24 protein-coding genes are annotated in these 26,839 nt (G+C 63.4%); 11 read left to right on the top strand and 13 right to left on the bottom strand.

Annotation, left to right across the window (positions count from 1 at the left end; genetic code table 11):
* Nucleotides 1-46 precede the first annotated feature (46 nt).
* The gene (locus tag NKH91_RS07735; protein WP_352845261.1) at nucleotides 47-1,549 is read left to right on the top strand and encodes a mannitol dehydrogenase family protein; all 1,503 of its coding nucleotides are present in this window, start codon (nucleotides 47-49) and stop codon (nucleotides 1,547-1,549) included.
* On the top strand, nucleotides 1,546-2,724 hold the full coding sequence (gene uxuA, locus NKH91_RS07740; protein WP_352480964.1) for a mannonate dehydratase: 1,179 nt from the start codon (nucleotides 1,546-1,548) through the stop codon (nucleotides 2,722-2,724). The genes NKH91_RS07735 and uxuA overlap by 4 nt, the downstream gene beginning before the upstream one ends.
* Nucleotide 2,725: 1 nt before the next feature.
* Here uxuA and lepB read toward each other — a convergent pair whose 3' ends face one another.
* The 7 genes from lepB to NKH91_RS07775 form a co-directional block, all read right to left on the bottom strand.
* Nucleotides 2,726-3,703: a signal peptidase I gene (gene lepB / locus NKH91_RS07745; RefSeq protein WP_502898975.1), complete on the bottom strand. Its 978-nt coding sequence runs from the start codon at nucleotides 3,701-3,703 to the stop codon at nucleotides 2,726-2,728.
* A gap of 89 nt (nucleotides 3,704-3,792) precedes the next feature.
* Nucleotides 3,793-4,200, bottom strand: a complete 408-nt coding sequence (locus NKH91_RS07750; protein WP_023719703.1) for a F0F1 ATP synthase subunit epsilon — start codon at nucleotides 4,198-4,200, stop codon at nucleotides 3,793-3,795.
* A 102-nt stretch (nucleotides 4,201-4,302) separates the two neighbouring features.
* A complete protein-coding gene (atpD, locus tag NKH91_RS07755; RefSeq protein ID WP_023719704.1) occupies nucleotides 4,303-5,868 on the bottom strand; it encodes a F0F1 ATP synthase subunit beta in 1,566 nt (521 codons plus the stop codon).
* 67 nt (nucleotides 5,869-5,935) lie between these two features.
* Nucleotides 5,936-6,820 carry a F0F1 ATP synthase subunit gamma gene (locus NKH91_RS07760; RefSeq protein ID WP_023719705.1) on the bottom strand — a complete coding sequence of 295 codons (885 nt, stop codon included), beginning with the start codon at nucleotides 6,818-6,820 and terminating at the stop codon, nucleotides 5,936-5,938.
* Between the two features lie 28 nt (nucleotides 6,821-6,848).
* Nucleotides 6,849-8,378, bottom strand: a complete 1,530-nt coding sequence (gene atpA / locus NKH91_RS07765) for a F0F1 ATP synthase subunit alpha (RefSeq protein WP_023719706.1) — start codon at nucleotides 8,376-8,378, stop codon at nucleotides 6,849-6,851.
* Nucleotides 8,378-8,938 (bottom strand): F0F1 ATP synthase subunit delta, encoded by a 561-nt coding sequence (locus tag NKH91_RS07770; RefSeq protein ID WP_023719707.1) that lies wholly within the window; start codon nucleotides 8,936-8,938, stop codon nucleotides 8,378-8,380. Before NKH91_RS07770 ends, atpA begins: the two co-directional genes overlap by 1 nt.
* A 246-nt stretch (nucleotides 8,939-9,184) precedes the next feature.
* Entirely contained in the window at nucleotides 9,185-9,580 is a 396-nt protein-coding gene (locus NKH91_RS07775; protein ID WP_023719708.1) for an AGROH133_08824 family phage infection protein, read from the bottom strand.
* Nucleotides 9,581-9,795: 215 nt separating this feature from the next.
* On the opposite strand from NKH91_RS07775, the gene NKH91_RS07780 reads away from it, so the two are divergent.
* Nucleotides 9,796-10,041, top strand: a complete 246-nt coding sequence (locus NKH91_RS07780; RefSeq protein ID WP_023719709.1) for a type II toxin-antitoxin system Phd/YefM family antitoxin — start codon at nucleotides 9,796-9,798, stop codon at nucleotides 10,039-10,041.
* Complete coding sequence (locus NKH91_RS07785) at nucleotides 10,038-10,493, top strand: type II toxin-antitoxin system VapC family toxin (protein WP_352845263.1); 456 nt, start codon at nucleotides 10,038-10,040, stop codon at nucleotides 10,491-10,493. Before NKH91_RS07780 ends, NKH91_RS07785 begins: the two co-directional genes overlap by 4 nt.
* Before the next feature lie 8 nt (nucleotides 10,494-10,501).
* Here NKH91_RS07785 and NKH91_RS07790 read toward each other — a convergent pair whose 3' ends face one another.
* The gene (locus tag NKH91_RS07790; protein WP_352480965.1) at nucleotides 10,502-12,685 is read right to left on the bottom strand and encodes a primosomal protein N'; all 2,184 of its coding nucleotides are present in this window, start codon (nucleotides 12,683-12,685) and stop codon (nucleotides 10,502-10,504) included.
* A 90-nt stretch (nucleotides 12,686-12,775) separates the two neighbouring features.
* On the opposite strand from NKH91_RS07790, the gene fsa reads away from it, so the two are divergent.
* Nucleotides 12,776-13,429, top strand: a complete 654-nt coding sequence (gene fsa, locus NKH91_RS07795) for a fructose-6-phosphate aldolase (protein ID WP_023719712.1) — start codon at nucleotides 12,776-12,778, stop codon at nucleotides 13,427-13,429.
* 101 nt (nucleotides 13,430-13,530) lie between these two features.
* Here fsa and NKH91_RS07800 read toward each other — a convergent pair whose 3' ends face one another.
* Nucleotides 13,531-14,112: an LPS assembly lipoprotein LptE gene (locus NKH91_RS07800; protein ID WP_023719713.1), complete on the bottom strand. Its 582-nt coding sequence runs from the start codon at nucleotides 14,110-14,112 to the stop codon at nucleotides 13,531-13,533.
* Complete coding sequence (gene leuS, locus NKH91_RS07805) at nucleotides 14,099-16,723, bottom strand: leucine--tRNA ligase (RefSeq protein WP_023719714.1); 2,625 nt, start codon at nucleotides 16,721-16,723, stop codon at nucleotides 14,099-14,101. The genes NKH91_RS07800 and leuS overlap by 14 nt, the downstream gene beginning before the upstream one ends.
* Nucleotides 16,724-16,869: 146 nt before the next feature.
* On the opposite strand from leuS, the gene NKH91_RS07810 reads away from it, so the two are divergent.
* Together NKH91_RS07810 and NKH91_RS07815 are read left to right on the top strand one after the other, a co-directional pair.
* Nucleotides 16,870-17,532: a YggS family pyridoxal phosphate-dependent enzyme gene (locus NKH91_RS07810; RefSeq protein ID WP_352845264.1), complete on the top strand. Its 663-nt coding sequence runs from the start codon at nucleotides 16,870-16,872 to the stop codon at nucleotides 17,530-17,532.
* Between the two features lie 107 nt (nucleotides 17,533-17,639).
* Complete coding sequence (locus NKH91_RS07815) at nucleotides 17,640-18,689, top strand: aldo/keto reductase (protein WP_352883976.1); 1,050 nt, start codon at nucleotides 17,640-17,642, stop codon at nucleotides 18,687-18,689.
* Nucleotides 18,690-18,756: 67 nt separating this feature from the next.
* On the opposite strand, the gene NKH91_RS07820 is transcribed toward NKH91_RS07815, so the two are convergent.
* Nucleotides 18,757-19,665, bottom strand: a complete 909-nt coding sequence (locus NKH91_RS07820; RefSeq protein ID WP_023719717.1) for a LysR family transcriptional regulator — start codon at nucleotides 19,663-19,665, stop codon at nucleotides 18,757-18,759.
* Between the two features lie 136 nt (nucleotides 19,666-19,801).
* On the opposite strand from NKH91_RS07820, the gene NKH91_RS07825 reads away from it, so the two are divergent.
* Nucleotides 19,802-20,980, top strand: a complete 1,179-nt coding sequence (locus tag NKH91_RS07825; protein ID WP_352480967.1) for an MFS transporter — start codon at nucleotides 19,802-19,804, stop codon at nucleotides 20,978-20,980.
* Nucleotides 20,981-21,017: 37 nt separating this feature from the next.
* Complete coding sequence (locus NKH91_RS07830) at nucleotides 21,018-22,052, top strand: aldo/keto reductase (RefSeq protein ID WP_352640103.1); 1,035 nt, start codon at nucleotides 21,018-21,020, stop codon at nucleotides 22,050-22,052.
* 46 nt (nucleotides 22,053-22,098) lie between these two features.
* On the opposite strand, the gene NKH91_RS07835 is transcribed toward NKH91_RS07830, so the two are convergent.
* On the bottom strand, nucleotides 22,099-22,371 hold the full coding sequence (locus tag NKH91_RS07835) for an usg protein (RefSeq protein ID WP_023719720.1): 273 nt from the start codon (nucleotides 22,369-22,371) through the stop codon (nucleotides 22,099-22,101).
* 304 nt (nucleotides 22,372-22,675) lie between these two features.
* Here NKH91_RS07835 and acs point away from each other — a divergent pair, with 304 nt between their 5' ends.
* Both acs and NKH91_RS07845 read left to right on the top strand, forming a co-directional pair.
* Complete coding sequence (gene acs / locus NKH91_RS07840) at nucleotides 22,676-24,631, top strand: acetate--CoA ligase (protein WP_023719721.1); 1,956 nt, start codon at nucleotides 22,676-22,678, stop codon at nucleotides 24,629-24,631.
* Nucleotides 24,631-25,374, top strand: a complete 744-nt coding sequence (locus NKH91_RS07845; protein ID WP_023719722.1) for an MOSC domain-containing protein — start codon at nucleotides 24,631-24,633, stop codon at nucleotides 25,372-25,374. Before acs ends, NKH91_RS07845 begins: the two co-directional genes overlap by 1 nt.
* Nucleotides 25,375-25,377: 3 nt before the next feature.
* Here NKH91_RS07845 and NKH91_RS07850 read toward each other — a convergent pair whose 3' ends face one another.
* Nucleotides 25,378-26,643 (bottom strand): class I SAM-dependent methyltransferase, encoded by a 1,266-nt coding sequence (locus NKH91_RS07850; RefSeq protein WP_352845267.1) that lies wholly within the window; start codon nucleotides 26,641-26,643, stop codon nucleotides 25,378-25,380.
* Between the last annotated feature and the right edge of the window lie 196 nt (nucleotides 26,644-26,839).

Consider the following 26,839-nt stretch of genomic DNA (forward strand, 5'->3'; position numbering starts at 1 on the left):
CGCCTGCCAACAGTGACCCAGCAACCTCGATCAGACACGCCGCGCAATGACCAATAGACGCCTTTCCAACAGCACGCTGAAGGCACTGCCGGCTTCGGTCGCGGTTCCCCGCTACGACCGCGGCGCTATTGCGCCAGGCATCGTCCATCTCGGCGTCGGCGCGTTCCACCGCGCCCACCAGGCGGCCTATGTCGACGACTGTCTGGCGGCTGGAGAGACAGGCTGGGGCATTGTCGGCGTGTCCTTGCGCAGTCCAGACACGCGCGACGCATTGGCGCCGCAGGATGGCCTCTACACACTGGCGATCAGGAGCAGCGTCGAAGAAGAGCTGCGCGTCGTCGGTTCGATCCTGTCGCTGCTGGTGGCGCCGGAAGATCCGGCTGCGGTGCTCGCCGCTCTGACCGATCCGCTCACCCGTATCGTCACGCTGACGATCACCGAAAAGGCCTATCTGAGGGCAGCCGGCGGCGGACTGGACAATACCCACCCCGACATCGTCCATGATCTGGCTAACCCGCAAATGCCACGAACGGCGCATGGTTTCCTGACGGAGGCGCTGTCGCGCCGCCGTGCCACCGGCATCCAGCCTTTCACCGTGCTCTGCTGCGACAACCTTCCGGCCAATGGCGCCACGCTGCACCGCCTGCTGGTCGAATTCGCCGCACTGCGCGATTCCAGGCTCGCCACTTCAGGCGATGCCAGGCTCGCCGCACACATCGCCGACGGCGTCGCCTTTCCGTCGAGCATGGTCGACCGCATCGTGCCGGCGACCACGGATGCCGACCGGGCGCGTATCGCCGTAGAGCTCGGCGTCAAGGATGCCTGGCCGGTGATGACCGAGCCGTTCTGCCAATGGGTGGTCGAGGACGACTTTCCGGCCGGCAGGCCGGCCTGGGAAGAGTTCGGCGTCACTATGGTCGGCGACGTCGGGCCGTTCGAGGACATGAAGCTGCGGCTGCTCAACGGCTCGCATTCGGCAATCGCCTATCTCGGCCTGCTCAGCGGCTACGACACGGTCGACCGCGCCTTTGCCGATCCGGCGATCCGGCAATTCGTCGACGGACTGTGGGCCGAGGCGATCCCGACGCTGCCGCAGGACGCCGGGCTCGATACGGCCGGCTACACGGCCCAGCTCGCCGAACGTTACTCGAACACGGCGCTGGCCCATCGCACGGCGCAGATCGCCAATGACGGCAGCCAGAAACTGCCACAGCGCATCGTCGCCTCGGCCGTCGAGCGGCTGAGTGCCGGGGATCCCCCAGCCCATCTGATGCTGGTGGTGGCCGCCTGGATCGCCGCTTGCGAGGCGCGCGGCAAGACCTTGCCCGAAGCCCATTTCACCGACCCGATCGACACTCGGCTTACGGCGCTCGGCAGCCGGCCGGCTGATGAAGCTGTGACAGCGATGTTCGATCTCGCCGGCTTCGCCAGGGACCATTCCCAGCGCATGACACTGATTGATCTGACGACAGCCCATCTCGAGCGCCTGCGGCGGAGCGGGCCTGCCGCTGCCTTGGCGGCGCTTGGCATAGGGAGTGAGAAGCCATGAGACAGACTTGGCGCTGGTTCGGGCCCGACGACCCGGTGACGCTTGCCCATGTCCGTCAGGCCGGCGCCGTCGGCATCGTCAGCGCGCTGCATCACCTCAATGACGGCCGCGCCTGGCCGGCGGACGAGATCGCCAGGCGCAAGGCAGAGATCCAGGCAGCAGGCCTGACCTGGGACGTGGTCGAGAGCATCGTCGTCCATGAGGACATCAAGACCCGCAGTGGCGACTGGCGCACCCTGATCGACAATTATAAGGCCTCGATCCGCGCCGTCGCTGCCGCCGGCATCAACACCATCTGCTATAATTTCATGGCGATCACCGACTGGACGCGCACCGACCTCGACTATCCGATGCCGCATGGCGGCACTGCGCTGCGCTTCGATGTCGTCGAGCTCTGCGCCTATGACGTCTTCATCCTCGAGCGAAAACGGGCGGAGGCCGATCACCCGCCGGCCCGTGTCGAGGCGGCGCGTGTGCGGCTGCAAGGCATGAGCGAAAGCGACAAGGCGAGACTGGAGCTCAACCTGATCGGCTGGGTGCCGGCGCGCGAATTCATCTTCGATCGAGCGAGCTTCCGCCGCGCCCTCGACCTCTACAAGGACGTCTCTACCGAAGGACTGCGCGAAAACCTGTTTGCCTTCCTGCGCGAGATCGTGCCGGTTGCCGAAGAGGCCGGCGTCAGGATGGCGATCCACCCCGACGATCCGCCTTTTTCGTTGTTCGGCCTGCCGCGCATCGTTTCCAAGGCAGCCGATGCCCGCGCGCTGCTCGACGCCGTCGCTTCGCCGGCTAACGGACTGACACTGTGTACCGGCTCCTACGGCGCGAGCGCGCAGAACGATCTGCCGGCAATGGCGAAGGCTTTCGCCGAGAACATCCATTTCGCCCATCTGCGCAATGTCACCAAGGAGCCCGACGGCTCCTTCCACGAAGCCGAGCACCTCGACGGCGACACCGACATGGTGGCGGTCGTGTCGGCGCTGATTGGCGAGGAGCGGCGGCGCAAGGCGGCAGGCAGGGCGGACTGGCAGATTCCGATGCGTCCGGACCATGGCCATGCCATTGTCGACGACATCGGCAAGAAGGTGAACCCCGGCTATTCCTGCATCGGCCGCCTGAAGGGCCTCGCCGAACTGCGCGGCGTCATGCGCGCCGTGGAAGCGCTGACGGTGTGAGCTATTTGCCTGACGGATCCAATACTTGCCGGGAAGAATAGTCGACGCCTTTAAAATTCCAGAACAGCCGCACGGCCTTGCCGACCAGATTTTCACTGGGAATAAACCCGACGCTGAATCGGCTGTCGGAGGAATTGTCCCGATTGTCGCCAAGTGCAAAATAGTGGCCTGCGGGCACGATCCACGAGTTCGTGTTGTCCCCGATGGATGAATCTGTCAGGTTGAGAACGGTGTAGGACACGCCCTCTGGCAAAGTTTCACGTTGAAGTTTGACTGGATCGGGGAACTCTTCGGACGAAAAAGAGCCGATATCCTCGAGCCCCACCGCTACCTCGTTGATGTAAAGCATCCCGTCGATGATCTGGATCTTTTCGCCCGGAAAGCCGACGATCCGCTGGATGTAGTTCACGCTCGGATCGGGCGGGAACTTGAATGCCACCACATCTCCCCTTTTGGGTTCCGCGCCCAATAGGCGCCCGTCAAATGAGAGCACGTTGAAGGGCACGCTGTAGCGACTGTAGCCGTATGCGGATTTGGACACGAAGAGATAGTCGCCCTCCCGCAACGTCGGCGTCATGCTGCCAGACGAGATCGAAAACGATTGGAACACCAACGAGCGGATTACAAACGCAGCCACGATGGAGGCGTAAAACGCCAACACGAACACCGACACCCCTTGCGCATACCATTTGTCCGGCTTGAACCGATGCGCAAAGGGAACAACGAGCGTCGCCCACAGGATCATCAAGCCGATACCTGAAAAGTTGCCCGCCGCCGCAAGATCCATGCCCGGCACCACCGGAATTCCGATGTAGCAAAGCGCGATGCTGACAGCACTGATCACAAACAGGCTTATGACAGCCAGTTTGCCAGCGCCAATCCATAGAAATCCGCCAAACGGGCCGCCAAGGGCCGACACCAGTGCCGTCGACCATCTGGATCGCGAGACTGTTTCTTGTTGCACTGTTTGTTCTGTCATCGGCCCCCCACGCCAAGGCAGCCTGACTGTTCACCAAATAAAAAAGCGAGGCAAGCCTCGCTTTCTCGACGCCGAACTGATCCTTCGCGTTAAGCCGGCAGGATGGCGCCTTCAAGCGTGGTGAGCTGGTTAAGGAACTGCTCGGCCTTGCTGCGGGTCTGGTCGTCCTTGGCGTCGGCGGCGTCTTCCCTCGCCTCCTGGATGCGGCGGGCAAGCTCGGCGCGGTCGATGTCGCCGACGGCCACAGCCGATTCCGCCAGCAGCGTGCAGCCGGCCGGAACGATGTCGGCAAAGCCGCCGAACACCACGTAGCGTTCTTCCTTGCCGGAAGCGGTCTTCAACGTGACGACGCCCGGCTTGATCGTGGTCATGACCGGTGCGTGATGCGCCATCACGGTCATTTCGCCCTCGGCGCCTGGGATGACGACGGATTCGACCTGCTCGGAAACCAAGAGGCGCTCCGGCGAGACCAGTTCGAACTTGAAAGCTTCAGGCATGATCAATTTAGCGAATAGGGAATAGTGAGTAGCGAGTAGTGAAGAAACTCGTCCGGCTCATAGACCCCTATTCGCTACTCCCTATTCGCTATTCGCTTTGGCTTACGCCGCTTCAGCCGCCAGGCGCTGTGCCTTCTCGACCGCTTCCTCGATGCCGCCGACCATGTAGAAGGCGGCCTCCGGCAGGTGGTCGTAATCGCCGTTGCAAAGGCCCTTGAAGCCCTTGATGGTGTCGGCGAGGTCGACCAACTTGCCCGGCGCGCCGGTGAACACTTCGGCGACGAAGAAGGGCTGCGACAGGAAGCGCTCGATCTTGCGGGCGCGGGCAACCGTCTGCTTGTCCTCTTCCGACAGCTCGTCCATGCCCAGGATGGCGATGATGTCCTGCAGCGACTTGTAACGCTGAAGGATCGACTGCACCTGGCGCGCGACCTGGTAGTGCTCCTCGCCGACAACCATCGGGTCGAGCATGCGCGAAGTCGAATCGAGCGGATCGACCGCCGGATAGATGCCCTTTTCCGAAATCGCGCGGTTGAGCACGGTCGTCGCGTCGAGGTGGGCGAATGAAGTCGCTGGTGCCGGGTCGGTCAAATCGTCGGCCGGCACATAGATCGCCTGCACCGAGGTGATCGAACCCTTGGTCGTCGTGGTGATACGCTCCTGCAGCGCGCCCATGTCGGTGGCCAGCGTCGGCTGGTAGCCCACGGCCGAAGGAATGCGGCCGAGCAGCGCCGACACTTCCGAGCCCGCCTGCGTGAAGCGGAAGATGTTGTCGACGAAGAACAGCACGTCCTGGCCCTGGTCGCGGAAGTATTCGGCAACTGTCAGGCCGGTCAGGCCGACGCGCGCGCGCGCGCCCGGCGGCTCGTTCATCTGGCCATAGACGAGCGCGGCCTTGGAGCCTTCGCCGCCGCCCTTCTTGTTGACGCCGGACTCGATGAACTCGTGATAGAGGTCGTTGCCTTCGCGGGTGCGCTCGCCGACGCCGGCGAACACCGAGAAGCCGCCATGCGCCTTGGCGACGTTGTTGATCAGTTCCTGGATCAGCACCGTCTTGCCGACGCCGGCGCCGCCGAACAGGCCGATCTTGCCGCCGCGGGCATAGGGGGCCAGCAGGTCGAGCACCTTGATGCCGGTGACCAGGATCTGCGCTTCCGTCGACTGCTCGACATAGGTCGGCGCCGGCTGGTGGATCGAGCGCATCTCGATGCCGTCGACCGGGCCTGCCTCGTCGACCGGCTCGCCGATGACGTTGATGATGCGACCGAGCATGCCAGGGCCGACCGGCACGGTGATCGGCGCGCCGGTGTCATAGACGTCCTGGCCGCGAACCAGACCTTCGGTGGAGTCCATGGCGATGCAGCGTACGGTGTTTTCGCCGAGATGCTGGGCCACTTCGAGCACCAGGCGATTGCCGACATTGATCGTCTCAATCGCGTTCAGGATCGCCGGCAGATGTTCGCCGAACTGCACGTCGACAACAGCGCCGATGACCTGGCGAACCTTGCCCGCCAAGCCGGTTTTCTTGATGGTAGCGGCCGGCGTATTCACGGCGGCGGCCTTGATTGCTGCCGCCTTCTTGGCCGGAGCGGCCTTTGCTGCCGCCGGAGCCTTTGCTGGTGCCGCGGCCTTAGGGGCTGCCGTCTTCGGGGTCGCTGCTTTCGCCATCGTCTTTACCCTTTTCGTCTCTTTGTTTCTCACACGCTTGAGGTCGATGACCTCCTTGGGAGCGTGCCTAGAGCGCCTCGGCGCCCGAAATGATTTCGATCAATTCCTTGGTGATCTGCGCCTGCCGCTGGCGGTTGTAGGTGATCGACAATTTGTTGATCATGTCGCCGGCATTGCGCGTCGCATTGTCCATGGCGCTCATCTTGGCGCCCATCTCGCCGGCCGCATTCTCGAGCAGCGCGCGGAAGACCTGCACGGAGATGTTGCGCGGGATGAGATCGGAGAGGATTTCGCCCGGCTCCGGCTCGTATTCGTAGACAGCGCTGCCACCATCCTTCGCTTCAGCAGCATCCGAAACCACGCCCGCCGGGATAATTTGCTGCGCTGTCGGGATCTGGCTGATCACCGACTTGAACTGCGAATAGAACAGCGTGCAGATGTCGAAGCCGCCTTCGTTGAACAGGTGGATCACCTTCTTGGCGATGGCATCGGCATTGACGAAGCCCAGCGTCTTGACCTCGCGCAGATCGACACGCTCGATGATCAGCGCCCCGTAGTCGCGGCGCAATATGTCGAACCCCTTCTTGCCGACGCAGATGATCTTGACCTGCTTGCCGTCGGCCAGAAGCTTGCGGATGTGGTCGCGGGCAAAGCGGGCGATCTGCGAATTGAAGCCACCGCACAGGCCGCGTTCGGCCGTGCAGACGACAAGCAGATGCACGTCGTCCTTGCCGGTGCCGGTCATCAGCGCCGGGGCATCGCCGCCACCGCCGATCGCCTGGGTGATGTTGGCCAGCACCGCGCCCATGCGCTCCGAATAGGGACGCGCCGCTTCAGCCGCTTCCTGCGCGCGGCGCAGCTTCGCCGCGGCGACCATCTGCATCGCCTTGGTGATCTTCTGCGTCGCCTTGACCGAGGCGATACGGTTACGAAGGTCTTTTAACGAAGGCATGCTTCAAACCTGATCCCGTCCGGCCCACTCAAGCAAAGGTCTTGGCGAAGGCGTCGATCTCTGCCTTCAGCCTGGCGCGCAGATCGTCGGACAGCGCCTTCTCCTTGCGGATGCCGTCGAGCACGTCCTTGCCGGCCGAGCGCATGTGCGACAACAGCCCCTGCTCGAACTTGCCGACCTGGTTGATCGCCAGCTTGTCGAGATAGCCGTTGACGCCGGCGAAGATCACCGCGACCTGCTCCTCGACCTTGAGCGGCGAGAATTGCGGCTGCTTTAAAAGCTCGGTCAGGCGCGAGCCGCGATTGAGCAGGCGCTGCGTGGCGGCGTCGAGATCGGAGCCGAACTGCGCGAAAGCAGCCATTTCGCGGTACTGCGCGAGCTCGCCCTTGATCGACCCGGCAACCTGCTTCATCGCCTTGATCTGCGCCGAAGAGCCGACGCGCGACACCGACAGACCGACATTGACCGCAGGACGGACGCCCTGGAAGAACAGATTGGTTTCCAGGAAGATCTGGCCGTCGGTGATCGAGATGACGTTGGTCGGGATATAGGCCGACACGTCGTTGGCCTGCGTCTCGATGATCGGCAGCGCCGTCAGCGACCCGCCGCCATTGTCGTCGTTGAGCTTGGCGGCGCGCTCGAGCAGGCGCGAGTGCAGGTAGAAAACGTCGCCCGGATAGGCCTCGCGGCCCGGAGGACGGCGCAGCAGCAGCGACATCTGGCGATAGGCGACGGCCTGCTTCGACAGATCGTCATAGCTGATCAGCGCGTGCATGCCGTTGTCGCGGAAATATTCGCCCATGGTGCAGGCGGTGAACGGCGCCAGGAACTGCATCGGCGCCGGATCAGACGCGGTCGCAGCGATGATGATCGAATAGTCGAGCGCGCCGCGCTCTTCCAGCACCTTGACGAACTGCGCCACGGTCGAGCGCTTCTGGCCGACGGCGACATAGACGCAGTACAGCTTTTCCTTCTCCGGGCCGTTGTCGTGCACCGATTTCTGGTTGAGCATGGTGTCGAGGATGATCGCGGTCTTGCCGGTCTGGCGGTCGCCGATGACCAGCTCGCGCTGGCCGCGGCCGACCGGGATCAGCGCGTCGATGGCCTTGAGGCCGGTCGACATCGGCTCGTTCACCGATTTGCGCGGGATGATGCCGGGCGCCTTGACGTCGACGCGCTTGCGTTCGGTGGCCTGGATCGGGCCCTTGCCGTCGATCGGGTTGCCGAGCGCATCGACGACGCGGCCGAGCAGGCCCATGCCGACAGGCGCGTCGACGATGGCGCCGGTGCGCTTGACGGTATCGCCTTCCTTGATGTCACGGTCGGCGCCGAAGATAACGACGCCGACATTGTCGGCTTCGAGGTTGAGCGCCATGCCGCGGATGCCGCCGGGGAACTCGACCATCTCGCCGGCCTGGACATTGTCGAGGCCATAGACGCGGGCGATGCCGTCACCGACGGACAGCACCTGGCCGACTTCGGAGACCTCGGCCTCCTTGCCGAAATTCTTGATCTGGTCTTTCAGAATTGCGGAAATTTCCGCGGCGCGGATGTCCATCAGCCGACCTCTTTCAGTGCAAGCTTGAGCGAATTGAGTTTGGTTTTGAGCGACGTATCGATCTGGCGCGAGCCGATCCTGACCACCAGCCCGCCGAGCAGCGACGGATCGACGGTGACGGTGATCGCCACATCCTTGCCGGCGACGCTTTTCAGCGCCGCTTTCAGCTCGGTTTCCTGGGCAGGCGTCAGCGCATGCGCCGAGGTGACCTCGGCGGCGGTCTCGCCGCGGTGTTCGGCGGCGATCTGGCGGAACGCCTTGATCATTCCTGGCACGGCGAAAAGCCGGCGGTTCTGGGCAACGACGCGCAGGAAATTGCCAGTGAGGCCCGTGATCCCCGCTCTGTCGGCGATCGCGGCGATCGCCTTGGCCTGGTCTTCGCTGGAGAAAACCGGGCTCCTGATCAGCCTCGAAAGGTCAGCGCTGCCTTCGAGCATCGCTTCGAAACTGTTGAGGTCGGTCTCGACGCTGGCCACCGAATTGGCCTGCAGCGCGAGTTCGAACAGCGAACCCGCATAGCGTTCTGCGACACCTGAGATTGGCGATGACGATTGGGCCACGGACCGTCTTTTCTCTTGTCTGACAGGCCGCAGATTGTTGGCGCGAGCAAAAACTCTGGCTAAATCTTTGACCTTACTGCATTTTTCCAAGCACGGAGGCGCGGCTTCCGCTATCCCCGGTCGAAAGTCGATTGCCGTCTAGCACAGGCATTTTCAGACCGCAATGCGTCGTCCGGCATGGTTTTCAGGCACTATTGTCGCATCCGCTCGCCGAGTTCAGCAACCAACCCCGGATTGCTCTGTGATTCAGGGCAAAAAGCCGAAGGCGAACGCGAGCGGCAGCGCCGCCAGCACCAGCTCGACGACGATGGATGCCCAGTTGAACGGCGTATTGGCGCCGTCCGACATCATCGACAGCAGCCGGCCGAAGGCGGTGAATAGCCAGGAGAAGCCGAGCGCCATGTAGAGCAGCGGCTGCGCCAAGAGGATGCAGCACAGGCTGACGCCGAGATAGAAGCCCGACATCCGGCCGCGCCCCTCGGCGATCGCCGCTGCCTTCTCCGGTCTGACCTGCAGCCGCAGGATGCGGAACGCCAGCTGTGGAGCCAGGAATAGCAACAGGCCGAGCAATAGAGTCGCGACCGCGCTCGACCATGCCAGCCACTCGCCCTGGCTCATCGGCCATGGAAACGCAAATTCCATCCTTGTCCCCTCGTAAATGGATATTCAAAATTTCGGGCATTCTAGCGAAGCAACTGACATGCGCCAGATGGGCCGTCGGCAATTTGCAGGGCGCGTCAGCTCAACGCGAGCGCGACCGTTGTCTCGACCGGGCTAACAGGACGTTAAACAATGGGCTGTTTTTTTCTGCACAATTCCTATATTGTGACTACATGAGACCACAAGGGGTTCCGCGCATGAAGACGATGCAACTGCGAGAGGCAAAGGCCAGCCTTTCCGCGCTCGTGGAGGCCGCTGAGAACGGTGAGCCCACGGTTATCACCAAGCACGGCAAGCCCGCAGTCATGGTGGTGCCAATCGGTGAGGGACGGAAACTTTATCCGCAGAACAGCCAAAAAGACTTCGTGGATTTCCTGCTTCGGTATCCAGGCGGCATCGAGCTTGAGCGAAACGAATCGCCGTCGCGGGAAGTGGAGTTTTGACCGGCTATCTGCTTGATACGTCTTTTCTCTCGGCATTTGCACCTGGTCGGCCTCTGCTTCCGTCACACGTGCAGAACTGGGTTGCTGTACAAGGAGAACGCGGCTCTTGGCAGCTCTCGTCGATCGTCATCTTGGAGGTGGAACGAGGAATCGCGAAACTGAAGCGGGCGGGCGGGCATATGAAGGCGGAGCGCATCAATGAGTGGTTCGAAAGGTTGCTTCTAGAGTTCAACCAGCGCATCCTTCCCATCGATTTAGCAATCGCGCGAGAAGCCGGAAAACTGGAAGACGCCACTATCGCCAGAGGCGCCAATCCGGGACTGGCGGACATTCTGATCGCAGCTACCGCCCGTTTGCACGGCCTGTCAGTTTTGACGGCCAACACCCGGCGTTTTGCGATTCTCGACGTGCCTTACCTGAACCCATTCACCGAACGCGTCTCGAAAGGGTAATCGACACCTTACAAAAAGCTTTGCGGGTCGATATCGACCTGGACCCGCACCGAGGCCCTTATCTTCGGTCCCTCGGCCAGCATGGTGCGGATGAACCCTTGCATGTCGGCGCGCCGCTCGCCCTGGATCAGTAGGCGAAAGCGATGGCGGCCGCCGATCAATGACAGCGGCGCCTCGGCCGGACCGAGGACGAACAGGTCGATGGCTTGCGGCGCGGCACGGCGCAGGCCGCGGGCGTGCCCTTCGGCTTCCGCCCGAGTCGCCGCGCTGACGATGACGCCGGCGAGCCGGCCGAAGGGCGGCAGCCCCGCCCGCTCGCGTTCGGCGATCTCGCGCTCGTAGAAGGCCTCGGCATCGCCGGAGACGATCGCCCGCATCACCGGGTGGTCGGGTTGGAAAGTCTGCAGCAGGCCAAGGCTCTTCTTGCCGGTGCGGCCGGCGCGGCCGGTCACCTGGCTGAGCAGTTGGAAGGTGCGCTCGGCGGCGCGTGGGTCGCCATTGGCCAGGCCGAGATCGGCATCGACGACACCGACGAGCGTCATGTTGGGGAAATTGTGGCCCTTGGCGACGAGTTGCGTGCCGATGACGATGTCGGCCTCGCCATTGGCTATGGCTTCGAGCTCGAGCCGCAGCCGCCGCACGCCGCCCATCAGGTCGGACGACAGTACGATGGTGCGGGCATCAGGGAAATGCGCGACGACCTCCTCGGCGATGCGCTCTACGCCCGGCCCGCAGGCGACCAGATGATCGAGCGTGCCACATTCCGGGCAGGCCTCGGGCCGGCGTTCATTGTGCCCGCAATGGTGGCAGACGAGCTGACCGCGAAAGCGGTGCTCGACCAGCCAGGCCGAGCAGACCGGACAGCCGAAGCGGTGGCCACAGACCCGGCAGAGCGTCAGCGGCGCATAGCCGCGCCGGTTGAGAAACAGCAGCGACTGTTCCTTTCTTTCCAGCGTCTGCCGTATATGGCCGAGCAGTACAGGCGACAGGAAGCCGCCGCGTGCAGGCGGCGCACGGCGCATGTCGATCGTCTTGAGATCGGGAAGTGCCGCCTCGGCAAAGCGCGCCGAAAGCACCGCCCTGCTGTAGCGGCCCTGGCTGGCATTGACCCGGCTTTCGACCGACGGTGTCGCCGAGGCGAGCACGACCGGAAACCCGCCGATATGGCCGCGCACCACGGCCATGTCGCGCGCGTTGTAAAAGACGCGATCCTCCTGCTTGTAGGCGGGGTCGTGCTCTTCGTCGACGACGATCAGCCCAAGCTCCCTGAACGGCAGGAACAGCGCCGAGCGCGCGCCTGCGACCACCCGCACGCCGCCTTCCGCCACCTGCCGCCAGACCTTTTCGCGCATTCTTGGCGGCAGGTCCGAGTGCCACTCAGCCGGCTTGGCGCCGAACCGCTCCTGAAAGCGCTCGAGGAAGGCGTGGGTCAGCGCGATTTCCGGCAGCAGGATCAACACTTGCGTGCCGCGATCGAGCGCGGCCGCAACCGCCTCGAAATAGACCTCCGTCTTGCCGGATCCGGTTACACCGTCGAGCAGGGTGACGCCGAATATGCCGGCCGCGACATTGGCGCGCAGCATCTCGGCGGCATCGCTCTGGTCGGGCATCAGTGCCGGCACGGCGTAGCCGGGATCGGGTGCTGCGACCACCGGCCGCGGCGGGATCATCACCGTCTCGAATACCCCCTGCGCCCTCAGCCCGTCCACCACCGTCGACGACACGCCTGCCGCATGCGCCAGGCCCGACCGCGTCCAGGCGAGCCCACCTTCGGCCGTTTCCAGCACGCGCGTCCTCGCCTCCGTCATCCGGTCGGGCTTGGCGAAGGTGCGCTGCAGCCCTTCGATCCACGGCTCCGGATCGAACGCCTCCGGCGCCCTGAGCAGCATGCGCGCCACCATGCCGGGCGGCGACAGCGTGTACTGCGCCACCCAATCGACAAAACGCCGCATCGCGCGGTCGATCGGCGGGCAGTCGAAAACCTGCTCGATCGGCCGCAATTTCTTCGCGTCGACCTTTTCGACGGCGCCGTCCCAGACGATGCCGGCGACCTGGCGGGGCCCAAGCGGAACGCGCACGATCGAGCCCGGCACCACGCGCATGCCAGCCGGCACAGCATAGGTGTAGGGGCGCTCAGCAGGCATTGGGACCAGCACCGGTGCGGCCGCGACAAAGGGCGAATCTTCGATCATGAGGCGTGACCTTGCCCCGACTTTGGTCTAGATCAAAGTCCGACCCCGAATGTGCATGACCTGCACATGAAAAATCTTCAGGAGACCGCCATGAAATTTTTTGTCGACACCGCCGATGTCAAGGAAATCCGTGAGCTGAACGATTTGGGACTGCTCGACGGCGTAACCACCAATCCGTCGCTGATCCTGAAATCGGGCGGCAAGATCGCCGACGTCACCAGAGAGATCTGCGAGATCGTCAAGGGACCGGTCTCAGCCGAAGTCGTTGCCACCGAGTACAAGGATATGATGGCGGAGGCCAAGATCCTGGCCAGGATCGCCGACAATGTCTGCATCAAGGTGCCGCTGACGCTCGACGGCCTGAGAGCCTGCAAGGACATCCGGTCGGACGGCCGCATGGTCAACGTCACGCTGTGCTTCTCGGCCACCCAGGCGCTGCTCGCCGCCAAGGCCGGCGCCTCCTTCATCTCGCCCTTCGTCGGCCGCATCGACGACAGCGGTTGGGACGGCATGGAACTGATTGCCGATATCCGCACCATCTACGACAATTATGATTTCCAGACCGAAATCCTGACCGCTTCTGTGCGCACGGTGAACCATGTCAAACAGGCGGCGCTGATCGGCGCCGACGTCATCACCGCCCCGCCGGCGACGCTCAAGGCGCTGGTCAAGCACCCGCTGACCGACAAGGGCCTGGAGCAGTTTCTCGCCGACTGGGCAAAGACCGGCCAGAAGATCGGCTGAAGCGAAATGTCCTACGTCGAACAAAAAAGGCCGAGCAATCGGCCTTTTGCTGACAGCGCAATCCGCCACAGACGGAGCGCTTCAATCCAGGATGGAAAGACCTAGCTTGCCGCCGGCTTGCCGTGCTTGATCAGATCTTGGGCGATCGACAGCCGCAGCACATCCGCCAGTTCGCGCGCCGCGCGGTTCTCGGCGTCGATCTGCGCCCGATACGACGCGAATTCCTGGCGCGGCCTATCGTATGAGGACGGGATAGAGCGCTTGCCCCTCGCTATGACCGTGCCGGTCTTGGCATCGCTCAGCACATAGTTGGCGGTCAGCGTCACTGTGCCGGCGGTCGGCTCGTCCTCGTCGGTCGTGACCTGCTCGATTGCCGCCGATTCGACGAGTTCGGAGACGCCGAGATCAAGCGAATAGACCGGCGAAGCAGGCTCGCCGGCGCCCTGGCCGAGCGCGAAGATCAGATTGTTGCGGACCTGCTGGGCGTAGCGGGTCTTGACCGGCTTGACCGAGATCGATGCCAGTTCGGCAGCAGCGCCGACCTGAGAGCCGGCGATCAGCGGCGCGCTTGAATAGAGCGGCCGCACCGTGCAGGCGGAAACCAGCGCCACCGAAGCGAGCAGCCCGTAGAGCATGATACGGCGCGGCGTCAGCTCCGCTTTTTTCGGATCAGGCAACAACATTGACGATCCTCTGCGGCACGATTATCACCTTGCGCGGCGCCTTACCTTCGAGCGCTTTCTGCACGAAGTCGAGAGCCAGAACCGCTTTTTCGACCGCACCTTGGTCCGCGTCGCGGGCAATTGTCAAATCGCCGCGCTTCTTGCCGTTGACCTGGACCGGCAGCACGATCTCGGCGTCGACGACAAGCGAGGGATCGTAGTCCGGCCAGGGCCGTTCGGCGACAAGGTCGGTGCCGCCGAGCGTCTGCCAGCACTCCTCGGCCAGATGCGGCATGACCGGCGCGATCAGGTGCACCAGGATCTCGACGGCTTCACGGCAGGCCGCTTGGAGCGCCGGACCGGCCTTGCCTTCGGCTGCCTCGTTGAGCGGTACGGTCAAGGCATTGGCGAGCTCATAGATACGGGCGATGGCACGGTTGAAGGCGAGCTTTTCAATATCCTCGCCGACAGACTTGAGGATCTTGTGCGCGGCCTTGGACACTGTTCCGGCCTCGCCGTCCTTCGCCGCCTCTGGCCGAACTCCGGCGAGCGAATCGGCAGCCGTCAACACCAGCCGCCAGATGCGCTGGATGAAGCGATGCGCGCCGGCCGCACCCTCGTCGGTCCATTCGACATCGCGTTCGGGCGGCGAGTCCGACAGCATGAACCAGCGCGCCGTATCGGCGCCGTAGCCGTCGGTGATCTCTTCAGGGCTAACGGTATTCTTCTTCGACTTCGACATTTTTTCGAGCGGACCGATCACCGCCTCTTCGCCAGTGGCGATTTCGAAGGCGCGGCGCTTGCCGTCGGCGTCCTCCAGCCTGACCTCGCTCGGCGCAAGCCAGCGGCCGTTCGAGGCGCCGCCAACCCGATAGGTCTCGTGCACCACCATGCCTTGCGTGAACAGGCCCCTGAACGGCTCGGCGAGATCGACATGGCCGGTCTCGCGCATGGCGCGGGTGAAGAAGCGCGAATAGAGCAGGTGCAAAATGGCGTGCTCGATGCCGCCAATATACTGGTCGACCGGCAGCCATTCAGTCGCGGCCTTGGGATCGGTCGGATCGTTGGCCCAGGGCGCGGTGAAGCGCGCGAAATACCACGACGAATCGACGAACGTGTCCATCGTGTCGGTTTCGCGCCGCGCATCCTTGCCGCAACGCGGGCATTTGACGTGCCGCCATGTCGAATGACGGTCGAGCGGATTGCCCGGCCGGTCGAACTCGATATCGTCAGGCAGCCTGACCGGCAGGTCGGCTTTCGGCACCGGCACAACGCCGCAATCCTCGCAATGGATCATCGGGATCGGGCAGCCCCAATAGCGCTGGCGCGAAATGCCCCAGTCGCGCAGGCGGAAATTCACCTTGCGCTCGGCCATCGGCCGGTTGCCGATGGTCTTCTGTTCGAGCAGCTTCGCCACCTCGTCGAATGCCTGATCCGGCTTCATGCCGTCGAGGAAGCGCGAATTGATCATCACGCCGTCGCCGACATAGGCCTCGTCGATGATCTGGAAGCTTCCTTGATTCTCGCCTTCCGGCATCACCACTGGAATGACCGGCAGGCCGTATTTGTTGGCGAAGTCGAGGTCGCGCTGGTCACCGGACGGGCAGCCGAAAACGGCGCCGGTGCCGTAGTCCATCAGCACGAAATTGGCGACATAGACGGGCAGCGTCCACTTCTCGTCGAACGGATGGACGACGCGGATGCCGGTATCGAAGCCCTTCTTCTCGGCCGTCTCCAGGGCCGCCACCGACGTGCCCATGTGGCGGACCTCGTCGATGAACTTTGCCAGCGCCGGATTGTCTTCGGCCGCCTTTTTGGCCAGCGGATGGTCGGCCGCAATCGCCATGAAGGAGGCGCCGAAGATGGTGTCGGGCCTTGTCGTATAGACTTCGAGCTCATGCTCGCCGGCGACTGGCTTGGCCAGCGGCCAGCGGATCAGCAGGCCTTCAGAACGGCCGATCCAGTTCGCCTGCATCAGCTTCACTTTTTCCGGCCAGTCGTCGAGCTGGTCGAGCGAATCCAGCAGATCCTGCGCATAGTCGGTGATCTTGAAGAACCATTGCGTCAGCTCGCGCTGTTCCACCAGCGCGCCCGAGCGCCAGCCGCGCCCGTCGATGACCTGCTCGTTGGCAAGCACCGTCATGTCCTCCGGATCCCAGTTGACCTTGGAGGATTTGCGCGTCACCAGGCCCTTCTCGACGAAATCGAGGAACAGCATCTGCTGGCGGTGGTAATAATCGACATCGCAGGTAGCGAACTCGCGTGCCCAATCGAGCGACAGGCCCATGACCTTGAGTTGCTCGCGCATGGCAGCGATGTTCTGATAGGTCCAGTCCTTGGGATGGACCTTGTTCTGCATTGCTGCGTTTTCGGCTGGCATGCCAAAGGCGTCCCAGCCCATCGGGTGCAGCACGTTGAAACCCTTGGCCCGCTTGTAGCGCGCCACCACGTCGCCCATCGTATAGTTGCGGGTATGGCCGATATGGATGCGCCCCGATGGATAGGGGAACATCTCCAGCACGTAGTATTTCGGGCGCGGGTCATCGTTGTCGGCTTCGAACAGCTTCTTGGCGTCCCAGGCGTTCTGCCATTTGAGCTCTGACGCGCGCGGATTGTATCGTTCGGTTGCCATCGGGTGTTTTTCACTTAAAAGCATGCGCGAGCCGCCGGACAATGCCCGGGCGGCTCAGGAAATGTCGTCGCGGTGTTCACCATGGATTACCGGACCCGTCAACTGCGGCGATCCGGCGAAAAGCCAAACACAGGCAGGATATAGGCATGGCGAGCGCCGTCGAACAGCTTTTCACCGTCAAGGCAAGGATCGCCACTGCCGAGCGCGAGGCCGGACGCGAGGCCGGGGCGGTGACGCTGGTTGCGGTCTCGAAAACCTTCGATGCCACCGATATCCGTCCGGTTATCGAGGCCGGCCAGCGCGTCTTCGGCGAGAACCGCGTCCAGGAGGCGCAAGCCAAGTGGCCGGCGCTGAAGGAAGCTTTCCCCGACATCGAGCTGCACCTGATCGGGCCGTTGCAATCGAACAAGGCAAAGGAAGCGGTGGCGCTGTTCGACGTCATCGAAACCGTCGACCGTGAAAAGATCGCCGCCGAACTCCGCAAGGAAATCGCCAGGCAGGGCAGGACGCCAAGGCTCTACGTCCAGGTCAACACCGGCTCGGAGCCGCAAAAGGCCGGCATCGAGCCGCGCGAGGCCGTCGCCTTCGTGGCCCGCTGCCGCTCGGTTCACGCCCTCGCCATCGAAGGGCTGATGTGCATTCCGCCGGCGGACGAGAACCCCGGTCCGCATTTCGCGCTGCTAGAAAAGCTTGGGCTTGAGGCCGGCGTTGACAAGCTCTCTATGGGCATGTCCGGCGACTACGAAACGGCGATCGCCTTCGGCGCGACAAGTGTCAGGGTTGGATCGGCGATTTTCGGCGCCAGATGAGGCGCAGCCGGCCTTAGGCCACAGGCTGACGCTGACTATGCCAGCAATAGAAACGGAACGTTTCGTTCCTATATGGTTCGAGTTATCCCAAAGCCTCTGGAGCCACCATGCGTTACAATCAACTTGGAAATACGGGGATGTTCGTCTCCGAACTTTGCCTCGGTACGATGACATTCGGCGCCGCCGGCGAGAATGCCCAATGGGGCCTGATCGCCAGCCTCGACCAGGATGGCGTCGACGAGATCGTCGCCCGCTCGCTCGCCGCCGGCGTCAATTTCTTCGACACGGCGGATGTCTATTCCTTCGGCGCCTCGGAACGGCTTCTCGGCCAGTCGCTGAGAAATCTCGGCGTTAATCGGCAGGACGTGATCATCGCCACCAAGGTTCACGGCGCCATGGGCGGCGGCCCGAACCAGCGCGGTTCTTCGCGCGGCCATATCATGGATTCGGTCGAAGGTAGCCTCGAACGGCTGCAGCTGGACCATATCGATCTCTATCAGCTGCACGGCACCGACACGGTCACGCCGATAGACGAAACGCTGCGGGCGCTCGACGACCTGGTTGCCGCTGGCAAGGTCCGCTATGTCGGCGTCTCGAACTGGCAGGCCTGGCGCATCGCCAAGGCGTTGGGTATTGCCGAGCGCAAGGGCTTTGCCCGTTTCGAAACCGTCCAATCGTATTACTCGATCGCTGGCCGCGATCTCGAGCGCGAGATCGTGCCGCTGCTCAACGAGGAGAAGCTCGGGCTGATGGTCTGGTCACCGATCGCGGGCGGCCTGCTCTCGGGCAAGTACGGACCCGGTGCCCCCGGCAATGGCGAAGGTCGCCGCGCCAGCTTCAATTTCCCGCCGGTCAATGAGGACCGTGCCTGGGCAGCGGTCGCCGTCATGCGCGAGATCGCCGCCCAGCACGGCGTCAGCGTCGCCACGGTGGCGCTCGGCTTTGTCCTGGCCAAACCGTTCGTGATGAGCGTCATCATCGGCGCCAGCCGCATGGACCAGTTGGAACAGAACCTTGCGGCGACCGAGTTGAAGCTCGATGCCGACGATCTTGCTCGTCTCGACGAAGTCAGCGCGCTCCCGCCCGAATATCCGGGCTGGATGCTCGAACGCCAGGCGGCGGGCCGCAGGCCGGCGCCGTTCACGCCAAAGAAGTAGTTCCTTGTCGACGTGACATTTCGGCAGCCAAATTCGGGAGCCAAGTGGCTCCCGAATGCCTTCCGCTTCAGCCCAGCCGCGCGGTTTCGGCCAGGAAATCTAAAATGGCCCGTACCCGCGCCGGCAAATGCTTGCCTTGGCCGACATAAACCGCATGGGTCAGTTCCTCGTCGCCGGGGTTGAACTCTTCCAGCAGCGGCAGCAGCCGGCCGGCGGCAATGTCGGCCTCCACGTGCCAGCGTGCCAGCCGGGCGATGCCCGCCCCTGAGAGCGCCATCAACCGCATCGCCTCGCCGTCGCTGACCAGCGTGTTTCCAACGATCGATATGGTGATCGGCTTGCCGGCCGCGTCGACAAAAGGCCAGCCCTCGACGTGGCGCACGAAACAGAAGCCCATCCGGTTGTGACGATCGAGATCGGCGGGCGTCTTGGGTGTGCCACGCGCTTCGAGATACGATGGCGCGGCAACGACGACCACCCGGCTCTGCCCGAGCTTGCGCGCCACTAGCCGTGATTCGCCGAGCGGGCCGGCACGTATGGCGACGTCGGCGCGCTCCTCCATCAGGTCGATAACACTGTCGGTCAACACCAGATCGACCGAGATTTCGGGGTATCGTTCTAGAAAACGCGGCAAAAGCGGGATCAGCCGGTGCTGCCCGAAAGGCACGTAGCTATTGATCCGCAGCCGGCCACGCGGCGCGGCACCCGCCGCTGCCTCGCGCTCGGCTACCGCCATGTCGGCCAGGATGCGCACGCCGCTGTCGAAGAAGGCCGCCCCTTCCGGGGTCAGTCGCAGCTTGCGCGTCGAGCGGATGACCAGCCGGGCGCCAAGACGCCCCTCCAGCCGCGCGATCAGCTTGCTAACCGCCGACGGGCTCATGCGCAGCGCACGTGCAGCGGCCGAAAAGCTGCCGGCCTCGACGACGCGGACGAACACTTCGATCTCGCCGGAGCGGTTGATGTCGGGCCTGGCCATTGGTGAATCTATTTCACAGGCAATGTGCCCTAGGCAAGGCTGGTTCACAGTTCGGTGCATCACGATCTTTCGGGCCGGGCGTGAGAGGACACGGCGCCCGTCGTCGAAACTGGCCGTCATCGAAGTGGGAACCGCCATGCCTCTTGCTCTCTACGCTCTTGCCGCCGGCGCCTTCGGTATTGGCGTCACCGAATTCGTCATCATGGGCCTGCTGCTCGACGTCAGCACCGATCTCGGCGTCTCGATCTCAGCTGCCGGTCAACTGATTTCCGGCTATGCGCTGGGCGTCGTCATCGGCGCGCCGCTGCTGACGATCGCCACCGGCCGGTGGCCGCGCAAGACCGTGCTTCTGGCGCTGATGGCAATCTTCACGCTAGGCAACCTCGCGTGCGCGCTGGCCCCAGACTACTGGACGCTGATGGGTGCGCGCGTGCTCACCGCCTTCGCCCACGGCACCTTCTTCGGCGTCGGCTCGGTCGTGGCGACCGGGCTGGTGGCGCCCAACAAGAAGGCATCGGCGATCGCCCTGATGTTCACCGGCCTGACCATCGCCAACATCCTCGGCGTCCCCTTCGGAACATGGCTCGGCCAGGCCTTCGGCTGGCGCGCGACCTTCTGGGCGGTGACCCTGGTCGGCATGGTCGCTTTCGCCATCATCCTGCTGCTGGTGCCGCGCAGCCAGACAGCGCCTGAGCAAAGCAATTTGCGCGCCGATCTCGCCGTGCTCGGCCGCACGCCCGTCCTGCTTGGCTTTGCCACCACCGTGCTCGGCTATGCCGGCGTCTTCGCCGTCTTCACCTACATCGCCCCGTTGCTGACCGAGATCACCGGTTTTGAGGAAGCAGCGGTGTCGCCGATCCTGCTGGTCTTCGGCGGCGGCCTCATCGCCGGCAACCTCGCTGGCGGCAAGTTCGCCGACCGCTGGCTGGTGCCTTCCGTTCTCGGCAGTCTCGTCGTGCTGGCGCTGGTGCTCGGCACCATGACCTTCGCCCTGCACAGCCAGGTTATGGCCGTCATCTATGTCGGCCTGCTCGGCGCCGCCGCCTTCGCCACCGTGGCGCCGCTGCAGATGTGGGTACTGGAAAAGGCACAAGGCGCCGGCCAGAGCCTCGCCTCGTCCTTCAACATCGCCGCCTTCAATCTCGGCAATGCGGCCGGCGCCTGGCTCGGCGGCGTGGTCATCGCCCATGGCCCCGGCCTCGGCGCCGTCACCTGGGTCGCGGCCCTGCTGCCGCTCTCGGCGCTTTCCGTGGCAGCGCTGGCGCTACGCCTCGATCGCCCAACGCTCGGTGAACCGGCACCCGCCCGCTCGTAGCAACTCGAAGAACCCTTGTACACCATAGGAGAAACAGATGGATTATCGAAATCTTGGCGCATCGGGCCTGAAAGTCCCGGCGCTCTCGTTCGGCGCTGGAACCTTCGGCGGGTCAGGGCCGCTGTTCGGCGCCTGGGGCAACAGCGATGCGACGGAAGCCCGGCGGCTGGTCGACATCTGCCTGGAGGCGGGTGTCAACCTGTTCGACACCGCCGACGTCTATTCGAATGGCGCTTCCGAACAGGTGCTCGGCGAAGCGATGAAGGGCCGCCGCGATGCCGTACTGATCTCGACAAAGACCTCGCTGCCGATGGGCGACGGTCCCAACGACGCCGGCTCGTCCCGCTCGCGCCTCATCAAGGCCGTCGAGGACGCACTGAGGCGTCTTGGCACCGACTACATCGACCTGCTGCAGCTGCACGCGTTCGACGCCGCAACACCGATCGAGGAGGTGCTATCGACGCTGGATAGGCTCGTGCGCGCCGGAAAGCTGCGTTATGTCGGCGTTTCCAATTTTTCCGGCTGGCAAGTGATGAAGTCGCTCGGCCTGGCGGACAGATACGGCTATCCCCGATACGTCGCCCACCAGGTCTATTACTCGCTGGTCGGGCGCGATTATGAATGGGAGTTGATGCCGCTCGGCCTCGACCAGGGCGTCGGTGCGCTGGTGTGGAGCCCGCTCGGCTGGGGCCGCCTGACCGGCAAGATCCGCCGTGGCCAGAAGCTGCCCGAGAAAAGCCGGCTGCACGACACGGCAAGCTTCGGACCGCCCGTCGACGACGAGCATCTCCATCGGGTCGTCGACGCGCTTGATGTTGTCGCCGAGGAAACCGGGAAGACCATACCGCAGATCGCCATCAATTGGCTGCTGCAGCGGCCGACTGTCGCCTCCGTCATCATCGGCGCGCGCAACGAGGAGCAGTTGCGCCAGAATCTCGGCGCCGTCGGATGGTCACTGACCCCGGATCAGATGAAAATCTTGGACACGGCAAGCGAGGTCACCGCACCCTACCCGTATTTTCCCTATCGCCGGCAGGAGGGTTTTGCCCGGCTGAACCCGCCCGCCGTCTGACGCTCCAAAAGCTGGGCGGCGGCTCCCAGGCTGCCGCCCGCGTGCTTTAATGCAGCACGAACTCGCCGTCGACCTTGCGCCATTCGTTCGGCGCGATCAGCTTCTGGTGCGTGTAGCTGACTGAATGCAGCGGGCCTTCGAGCTTGGCCTGCCAGAACTCGATGAAGCGGATAAGCACCGGAAATTTCGGGGCGATGTCGTAATCCTGCCAGATGAAGCTCTGCAGCAGATGCGGATGATCGGGAAAGTGATAAAGAATCTTGGCCGTGGTCAAGCCATAGCCCTTGAGCATCAGGTCCATTTCGGAATGGTCGCGCATTGCGGTCCCCTGGTTGATTCTCTTTCCTCCCAGCCTGAAATTGTGCACCCCATTTGCTTAATCGTCTATTGATATTTCTGCGGTCGAGCCAGATTTCTGCCGCAAAAACATGCGGTTAGCAGCCGTCTCGCTAGAGTGCTGACACCACCCGGGAAGGGACCTGCGGCATCCCGCCGCGCAAATCCAACGTCTAATGTTGCCGTCATCGCCGAACTGTTAATAATGCGCGCGAATTCGCGGCCGCAACGCTGCGATCCTGCCGGCAGTCAAGCCGGCGGTTTGGTTTCGGGAGGAAGGCGAAGAAATGTCCGATGTTCATGTCCATCGCGTCCAGCCGGCGTGGAAGAAGAACGCGCTGATCGACAATGACACCTACCTGAAATGGTACGCCGACAGCGTCAAGAGCCCGGACAAGTTCTGGGGCAAGCACGGCAGGCGCATCGACTGGTTCAAGCCGTACAGCAAGGTCAAGAACACGTCCTTCGACGGCAAGGTCTCAATCAAATGGTTCGAGGATGGCCAGACCAACGTTTCCTGGAACTGCATCGACCGGCATCTGAAGAAGCGCGGCGAACAGACCGCCATCATCTGGGAAGGCGACAATCCCTACGACGACAGGAAGATCACCTATAACGAGCTTTACGGACATGTCTGCCGCCTCGCCAATGTGATGAAGAAGCACGGCGTCAAGAAGGGCGACCGCGTCACCATCTACATGCCGATGATCCCGGAGGCCGCCTATGCGATGCTCGCCTGCACGCGCATCGGCGCCATTCATTCGGTGGTCTTCGGCGGCTTTTCGCCGGACGCGCTGGCCGGACGCATCGACGACTGCAAGTCGACCTTCCTCATCACCGCCGACGAAGGCCTGCGCGGCGGCAAGCCGATCCCCTTGAAGGAGAACACCGACAAGGCGATCGAGATCGCCGCCAAGGCCGGAACGAAAGTCGAAAAGGTCTTGGTAGTACGCCGCACCGGCGGCAAGACCGGCTGGGCCGCCGGGCGCGACGTCTGGTACCATGACGAGGTCGCGACGGTTAAGGCCGAATGCAAGCCCGAGAAGATGAACGCCGAGGATCCGCTGTTCATCCTCTACACGTCGGGCTCGACCGGCAAGCCGAAAGGCGTGCTGCACACCACCGCCGGCTATCTCGTCTATGTCTCGATGACCCACCAATATGTCTTCGACTATCACGACGGGGACGTCTACTGGTGCACCGCCGATGTCGGCTGGGTCACCGGCCACAGCTACATCGTCTACGGGCCGCTCGCCAACGGCGCCACCACGCTGATGTTCGAAGGCGTGCCGAATTACCCGTCGCAGTCGCGTTTCTGGGACGTGATCGACAAGCACAAGGTCAACATCTTTTACACCGCGCCGACGGCGCTGCGCGCGCTGATGGGCGCCGGCGACGCCCATGTCACCAAGACGTCGCGCAAGTCGCTGCGCGTGCTCGGCACCGTCGGCGAGCCAATCAATCCAGAAGCCTGGGAATGGTATTTCAACGTTGTCGGCAACGGCAAGGTGCCGATCGTCGATACCTGGTGGCAGACCGAGACCGGCGGCATCATGATCACGCCGGTTCCGGGCGCCACCCACCTCAAGGCGGGCTCGGCGACGCGGCCCTTCTTTGGCGTCAACCCGCAGCTGGTTGATGGTGACGGCAAGGTGCTGGAGGGTGAAGCCAGCGGCAATCTTTGTATTGCCGACTCATGGCCGGGCCAGATGCGAACCGTCTATGGCGATCACGACCGCTTCGTGCAGACCTATTTCTCGACCTACAAGGGCAGGTACTTCACCGGCGACGGCTGCCGCCGCGATGCTGACGGCTACTACTGGATCACCGGCCGCGTCGACGACGTCATCAACGTCTCCGGCCACCGCATGGGCACCGCCGAGGTCGAATCGGCGCTGGTTTCGCATGAGAAGGTCTCGGAAGCGGCCGTCGTCGGCTACCCGCACGATATCAAGGGCCAGGGCATCTACTGCTATGTCACGCTGATGGCCGGCGAGACGCCAAGCGAGGAATTGCGCCAGGAGCTCGTCGCCCATGTCCGCAAGGAGATCGGCGCCATCGCTTCGCCCGACAAGATCCAGTTCGCGCCCGGCCTGCCGAAGACCCGTTCCGGCAAGATCATGCGGCGCATTCTGCGCAAGATCGCCGAGGACGATTTTGCCGCGCTCGGCGACACCTCGACGCTGGCCGATCCGGCGGTCGTCGACGACCTGATCGCCAATCGGCAGAACAAGAAGAGCTGATGCAAGCCATATTGGGTGCCGTCACCGAGCTTTGGCGCTATCCCGCGAGCTCGCTCGCCGGCGAGCGCCAGCAGGCGATCTCGGTCGCCCGGCATACCGTTGAAGGCGACCGCCTGTTTGGTCTTATCGACACGTCGAACAATGAAATCGCACGGCCGGACCGCGAAGTGAAATGGCACAAGGTGCCCCGCATCCGAACCCGGCTGTCGCCGGCCGGCGCACTGGAGGTTGCGGTCCCGGATGGCGACTGGCTAGCCGCACCGGGCGCTGATAGCGACCGCGCCATTTCCGCCTATCTCGGCTTTGCGGCCTCCATCCGGCCGTTCCGCCGCGAGAATACTACACCGGGATACGCCGGTCCCCTGCTGGCGGAACGCTATGTCAAAGCCCCCATTCATCTGCTGACCACCGCTTCGCTGGCGCAGTTGAAGTTGCTGCATCCAGACGGCACCGCCGACCCGCGCCGCTTCCGCCCCAACATCGTCGTCGACATGCCGAAGATCGAGGGGTCATTCCCCGAAACCGAATGGATCGGGCGCAAGCTGGCGATCGGCGACCTGCTCCTGACCATCTCCGAGCCGTGCCGCCGCTGCGGCTTCACCATCATTGGCCAGGACGGGTTCGACCACGACCCGGCAATCCTGCGCAGCCTGGTCCGCCACAACGCCCATAATTTCGGCGTCTACTGCACTGTCGATCGACCGGCCCGCGTCGAGATCGGCGCCACGATGCGTCTCCTGTAGCTATTAGTATAAATCCGCCCGCGTCGGCGGCAGGCCGCTTGGGCCGCGCGCGCGCCTGGTGGCGACGGTCTGGAAAATCTGCGCCGAGGCGCGTTCGAAGGTAATCGAGCAGCCGGTGAGATAAAGCAGCCAGAGCCGCGCCTTGGATTCGCCGACCTCGGCGATGGCCTCGTCAAAGCGTGCGTGGAGGCGCTCGGCCCATAGCCGGCAGGTGCGCGCATAGTGCTCGCGCAAGTTTTCGACGTCATAGATGAGGAAGCCGTGCGCCTCGAGATTGCCGAGCGTCATGCCGATCGTATCGAGTTCGCCGCCCGGAAAAATGTATTTGATCAGCGCTTTGAATTCCGGCCCCTTGCGCAGCGTCTTCTTCATGTTGCCCTTGTCGCGGCGGGTGATGGCATGGTGCAGATAGATGCCGCCGGGTTTGAGCAGGCGATGGATGGTCGAAAAATAGGCGGCATGGTTGGCAAGCCCCAGATGTTCGAACATGCCGATCGACGAGATCTTGTCGAAGGAACCGGACAGCTCGGCATAGGACTTTATCTCGATGGTGATGCGATCCTCCAGCCCCTCAGCGCGGATGCGTTCGCGGGCGAACTCGGTCTGTGCCTCCGATAGCGAAACGCCGTGGCCGACGACGCCATAATTCTTCACGGCATGGATGAGCATCGCTCCCCAGCCGCAGCCGATGTCGAGCAATCTGTCGCCGGGCTTCAGCCGAAGCTTGCGGCAGATATGGTCGAGCTTGTCTCTCTGCGCCTGATCGATATCGTTGGCGAAGTCCTTGAAGTAGCCGCAGCTATAGACCATGCGCTCGTCGAGGAAGAGCCGGTAGAATGCGTTGGAAATGTCGTAGTGATGCTGGATCGCCTCCTTGCTCGAACCGCTGACGTAAGGATTGCGGCCGGAAAGATCGGTTCGCGCCGTCATCTGTTTTCGCGAAAACAGCACCGCCGGCAGGTCGCGCAGGATCGCCAGCTTCGGCAGTGTCTTGAGCTTCGTCCTGAGCTTGCCGTGCGTGGGCAAGGCATAGAAATCGAACAGCGATCCGTCTTCGACGTCGACCGCCTTCGCAATCCACATCTCGATCAGCGTCGATAAAGAGGGCCGACGTACGATCTGCCAGACGATGTCCTGGTCGTTGATGGTGAGCACCGGGCCGGCAGCCGGGCCGATCCGCTCGCCCGTCCACAGCCTCACCGCAAAACCCGGCTTCATCGTTTCGATGACCGTCCGAACAATCCGGGCCGCTCTCTCGGCTGCCTCCATCCCGTCCTCCCTTACCCGGCAAAATAGTGGCCCGGAACAATAGCGGCCCGATCTTGCCTGCCAGATCGGCCGGCCGCAAGCCGCCTGGGTGCGCAAGCACGCTTGTTCAGGATTTTTGGATGCGGCGCCTTGCCATTTCCCGGGTGACACCCCATCATGGGGGAGTGTTCAACAAATCGAAAGGAGGTGATCCGAT

It is taken from the genome of Mesorhizobium sp. M0894 (assembly GCF_040319725.1).
In the GTDB taxonomy this organism is placed as follows: domain Bacteria; phylum Pseudomonadota; class Alphaproteobacteria; order Rhizobiales; family Rhizobiaceae; genus Mesorhizobium.

Bases quoted from the DNA above. Each gene is read 5' to 3' on its own strand.
- NKH91_RS07735 (WP_352845261.1), top strand. From the start codon at position 47: ATGACCAATAGACGCCTTTCCAACAGCACGCTGAAGGCACTGCCGGCT.
- uxuA (WP_352480964.1), top strand. From the start codon at position 1,546: ATGAGACAGACTTGGCGCTGGTTCGGGCCCGACGACCCGGTGACGCTT.
- lepB (WP_502898975.1), bottom strand. From the start codon at position 3,703: ATGACAGAACAAACAGTGCAACAAGAAACAGTCTCGCGATCCAGATGG.
- NKH91_RS07750 (WP_023719703.1), bottom strand. From the start codon at position 4,200: ATGCCTGAAGCTTTCAAGTTCGAACTGGTCTCGCCGGAGCGCCTCTTG.
- atpD (WP_023719704.1), bottom strand. From the start codon at position 5,868: ATGGCGAAAGCAGCGACCCCGAAGACGGCAGCCCCTAAGGCCGCGGCA.
- NKH91_RS07760 (WP_023719705.1), bottom strand. From the start codon at position 6,820: ATGCCTTCGTTAAAAGACCTTCGTAACCGTATCGCCTCGGTCAAGGCG.
- atpA (WP_023719706.1), bottom strand. From the start codon at position 8,378: ATGGACATCCGCGCCGCGGAAATTTCCGCAATTCTGAAAGACCAGATC.
- NKH91_RS07775 (WP_023719708.1), bottom strand. From the start codon at position 9,580: ATGGAATTTGCGTTTCCATGGCCGATGAGCCAGGGCGAGTGGCTGGCA.
- NKH91_RS07780 (WP_023719709.1), top strand. From the start codon at position 9,796: ATGAAGACGATGCAACTGCGAGAGGCAAAGGCCAGCCTTTCCGCGCTC.
- NKH91_RS07790 (WP_352480965.1), bottom strand. From the start codon at position 12,685: ATGATCGAAGATTCGCCCTTTGTCGCGGCCGCACCGGTGCTGGTCCCA.
- fsa (WP_023719712.1), top strand. From the start codon at position 12,776: ATGAAATTTTTTGTCGACACCGCCGATGTCAAGGAAATCCGTGAGCTG.
- NKH91_RS07800 (WP_023719713.1), bottom strand. From the start codon at position 14,112: ATGTTGTTGCCTGATCCGAAAAAAGCGGAGCTGACGCCGCGCCGTATC.
- leuS (WP_023719714.1), bottom strand. From the start codon at position 16,723: ATGGCAACCGAACGATACAATCCGCGCGCGTCAGAGCTCAAATGGCAG.
- NKH91_RS07810 (WP_352845264.1), top strand. From the start codon at position 16,870: ATGGCGAGCGCCGTCGAACAGCTTTTCACCGTCAAGGCAAGGATCGCC.
- NKH91_RS07815 (WP_352883976.1), top strand. From the start codon at position 17,640: ATGCGTTACAATCAACTTGGAAATACGGGGATGTTCGTCTCCGAACTT.
- NKH91_RS07820 (WP_023719717.1), bottom strand. From the start codon at position 19,665: ATGGCCAGGCCCGACATCAACCGCTCCGGCGAGATCGAAGTGTTCGTC.
- NKH91_RS07825 (WP_352480967.1), top strand. From the start codon at position 19,802: ATGCCTCTTGCTCTCTACGCTCTTGCCGCCGGCGCCTTCGGTATTGGC.
- NKH91_RS07830 (WP_352640103.1), top strand. From the start codon at position 21,018: ATGGATTATCGAAATCTTGGCGCATCGGGCCTGAAAGTCCCGGCGCTC.
- NKH91_RS07835 (WP_023719720.1), bottom strand. From the start codon at position 22,371: ATGCGCGACCATTCCGAAATGGACCTGATGCTCAAGGGCTATGGCTTG.
- acs (WP_023719721.1), top strand. From the start codon at position 22,676: ATGTCCGATGTTCATGTCCATCGCGTCCAGCCGGCGTGGAAGAAGAAC.
- NKH91_RS07845 (WP_023719722.1), top strand. From the start codon at position 24,631: ATGCAAGCCATATTGGGTGCCGTCACCGAGCTTTGGCGCTATCCCGCG.
- NKH91_RS07850 (WP_352845267.1), bottom strand. From the start codon at position 26,643: ATGGAGGCAGCCGAGAGAGCGGCCCGGATTGTTCGGACGGTCATCGAA.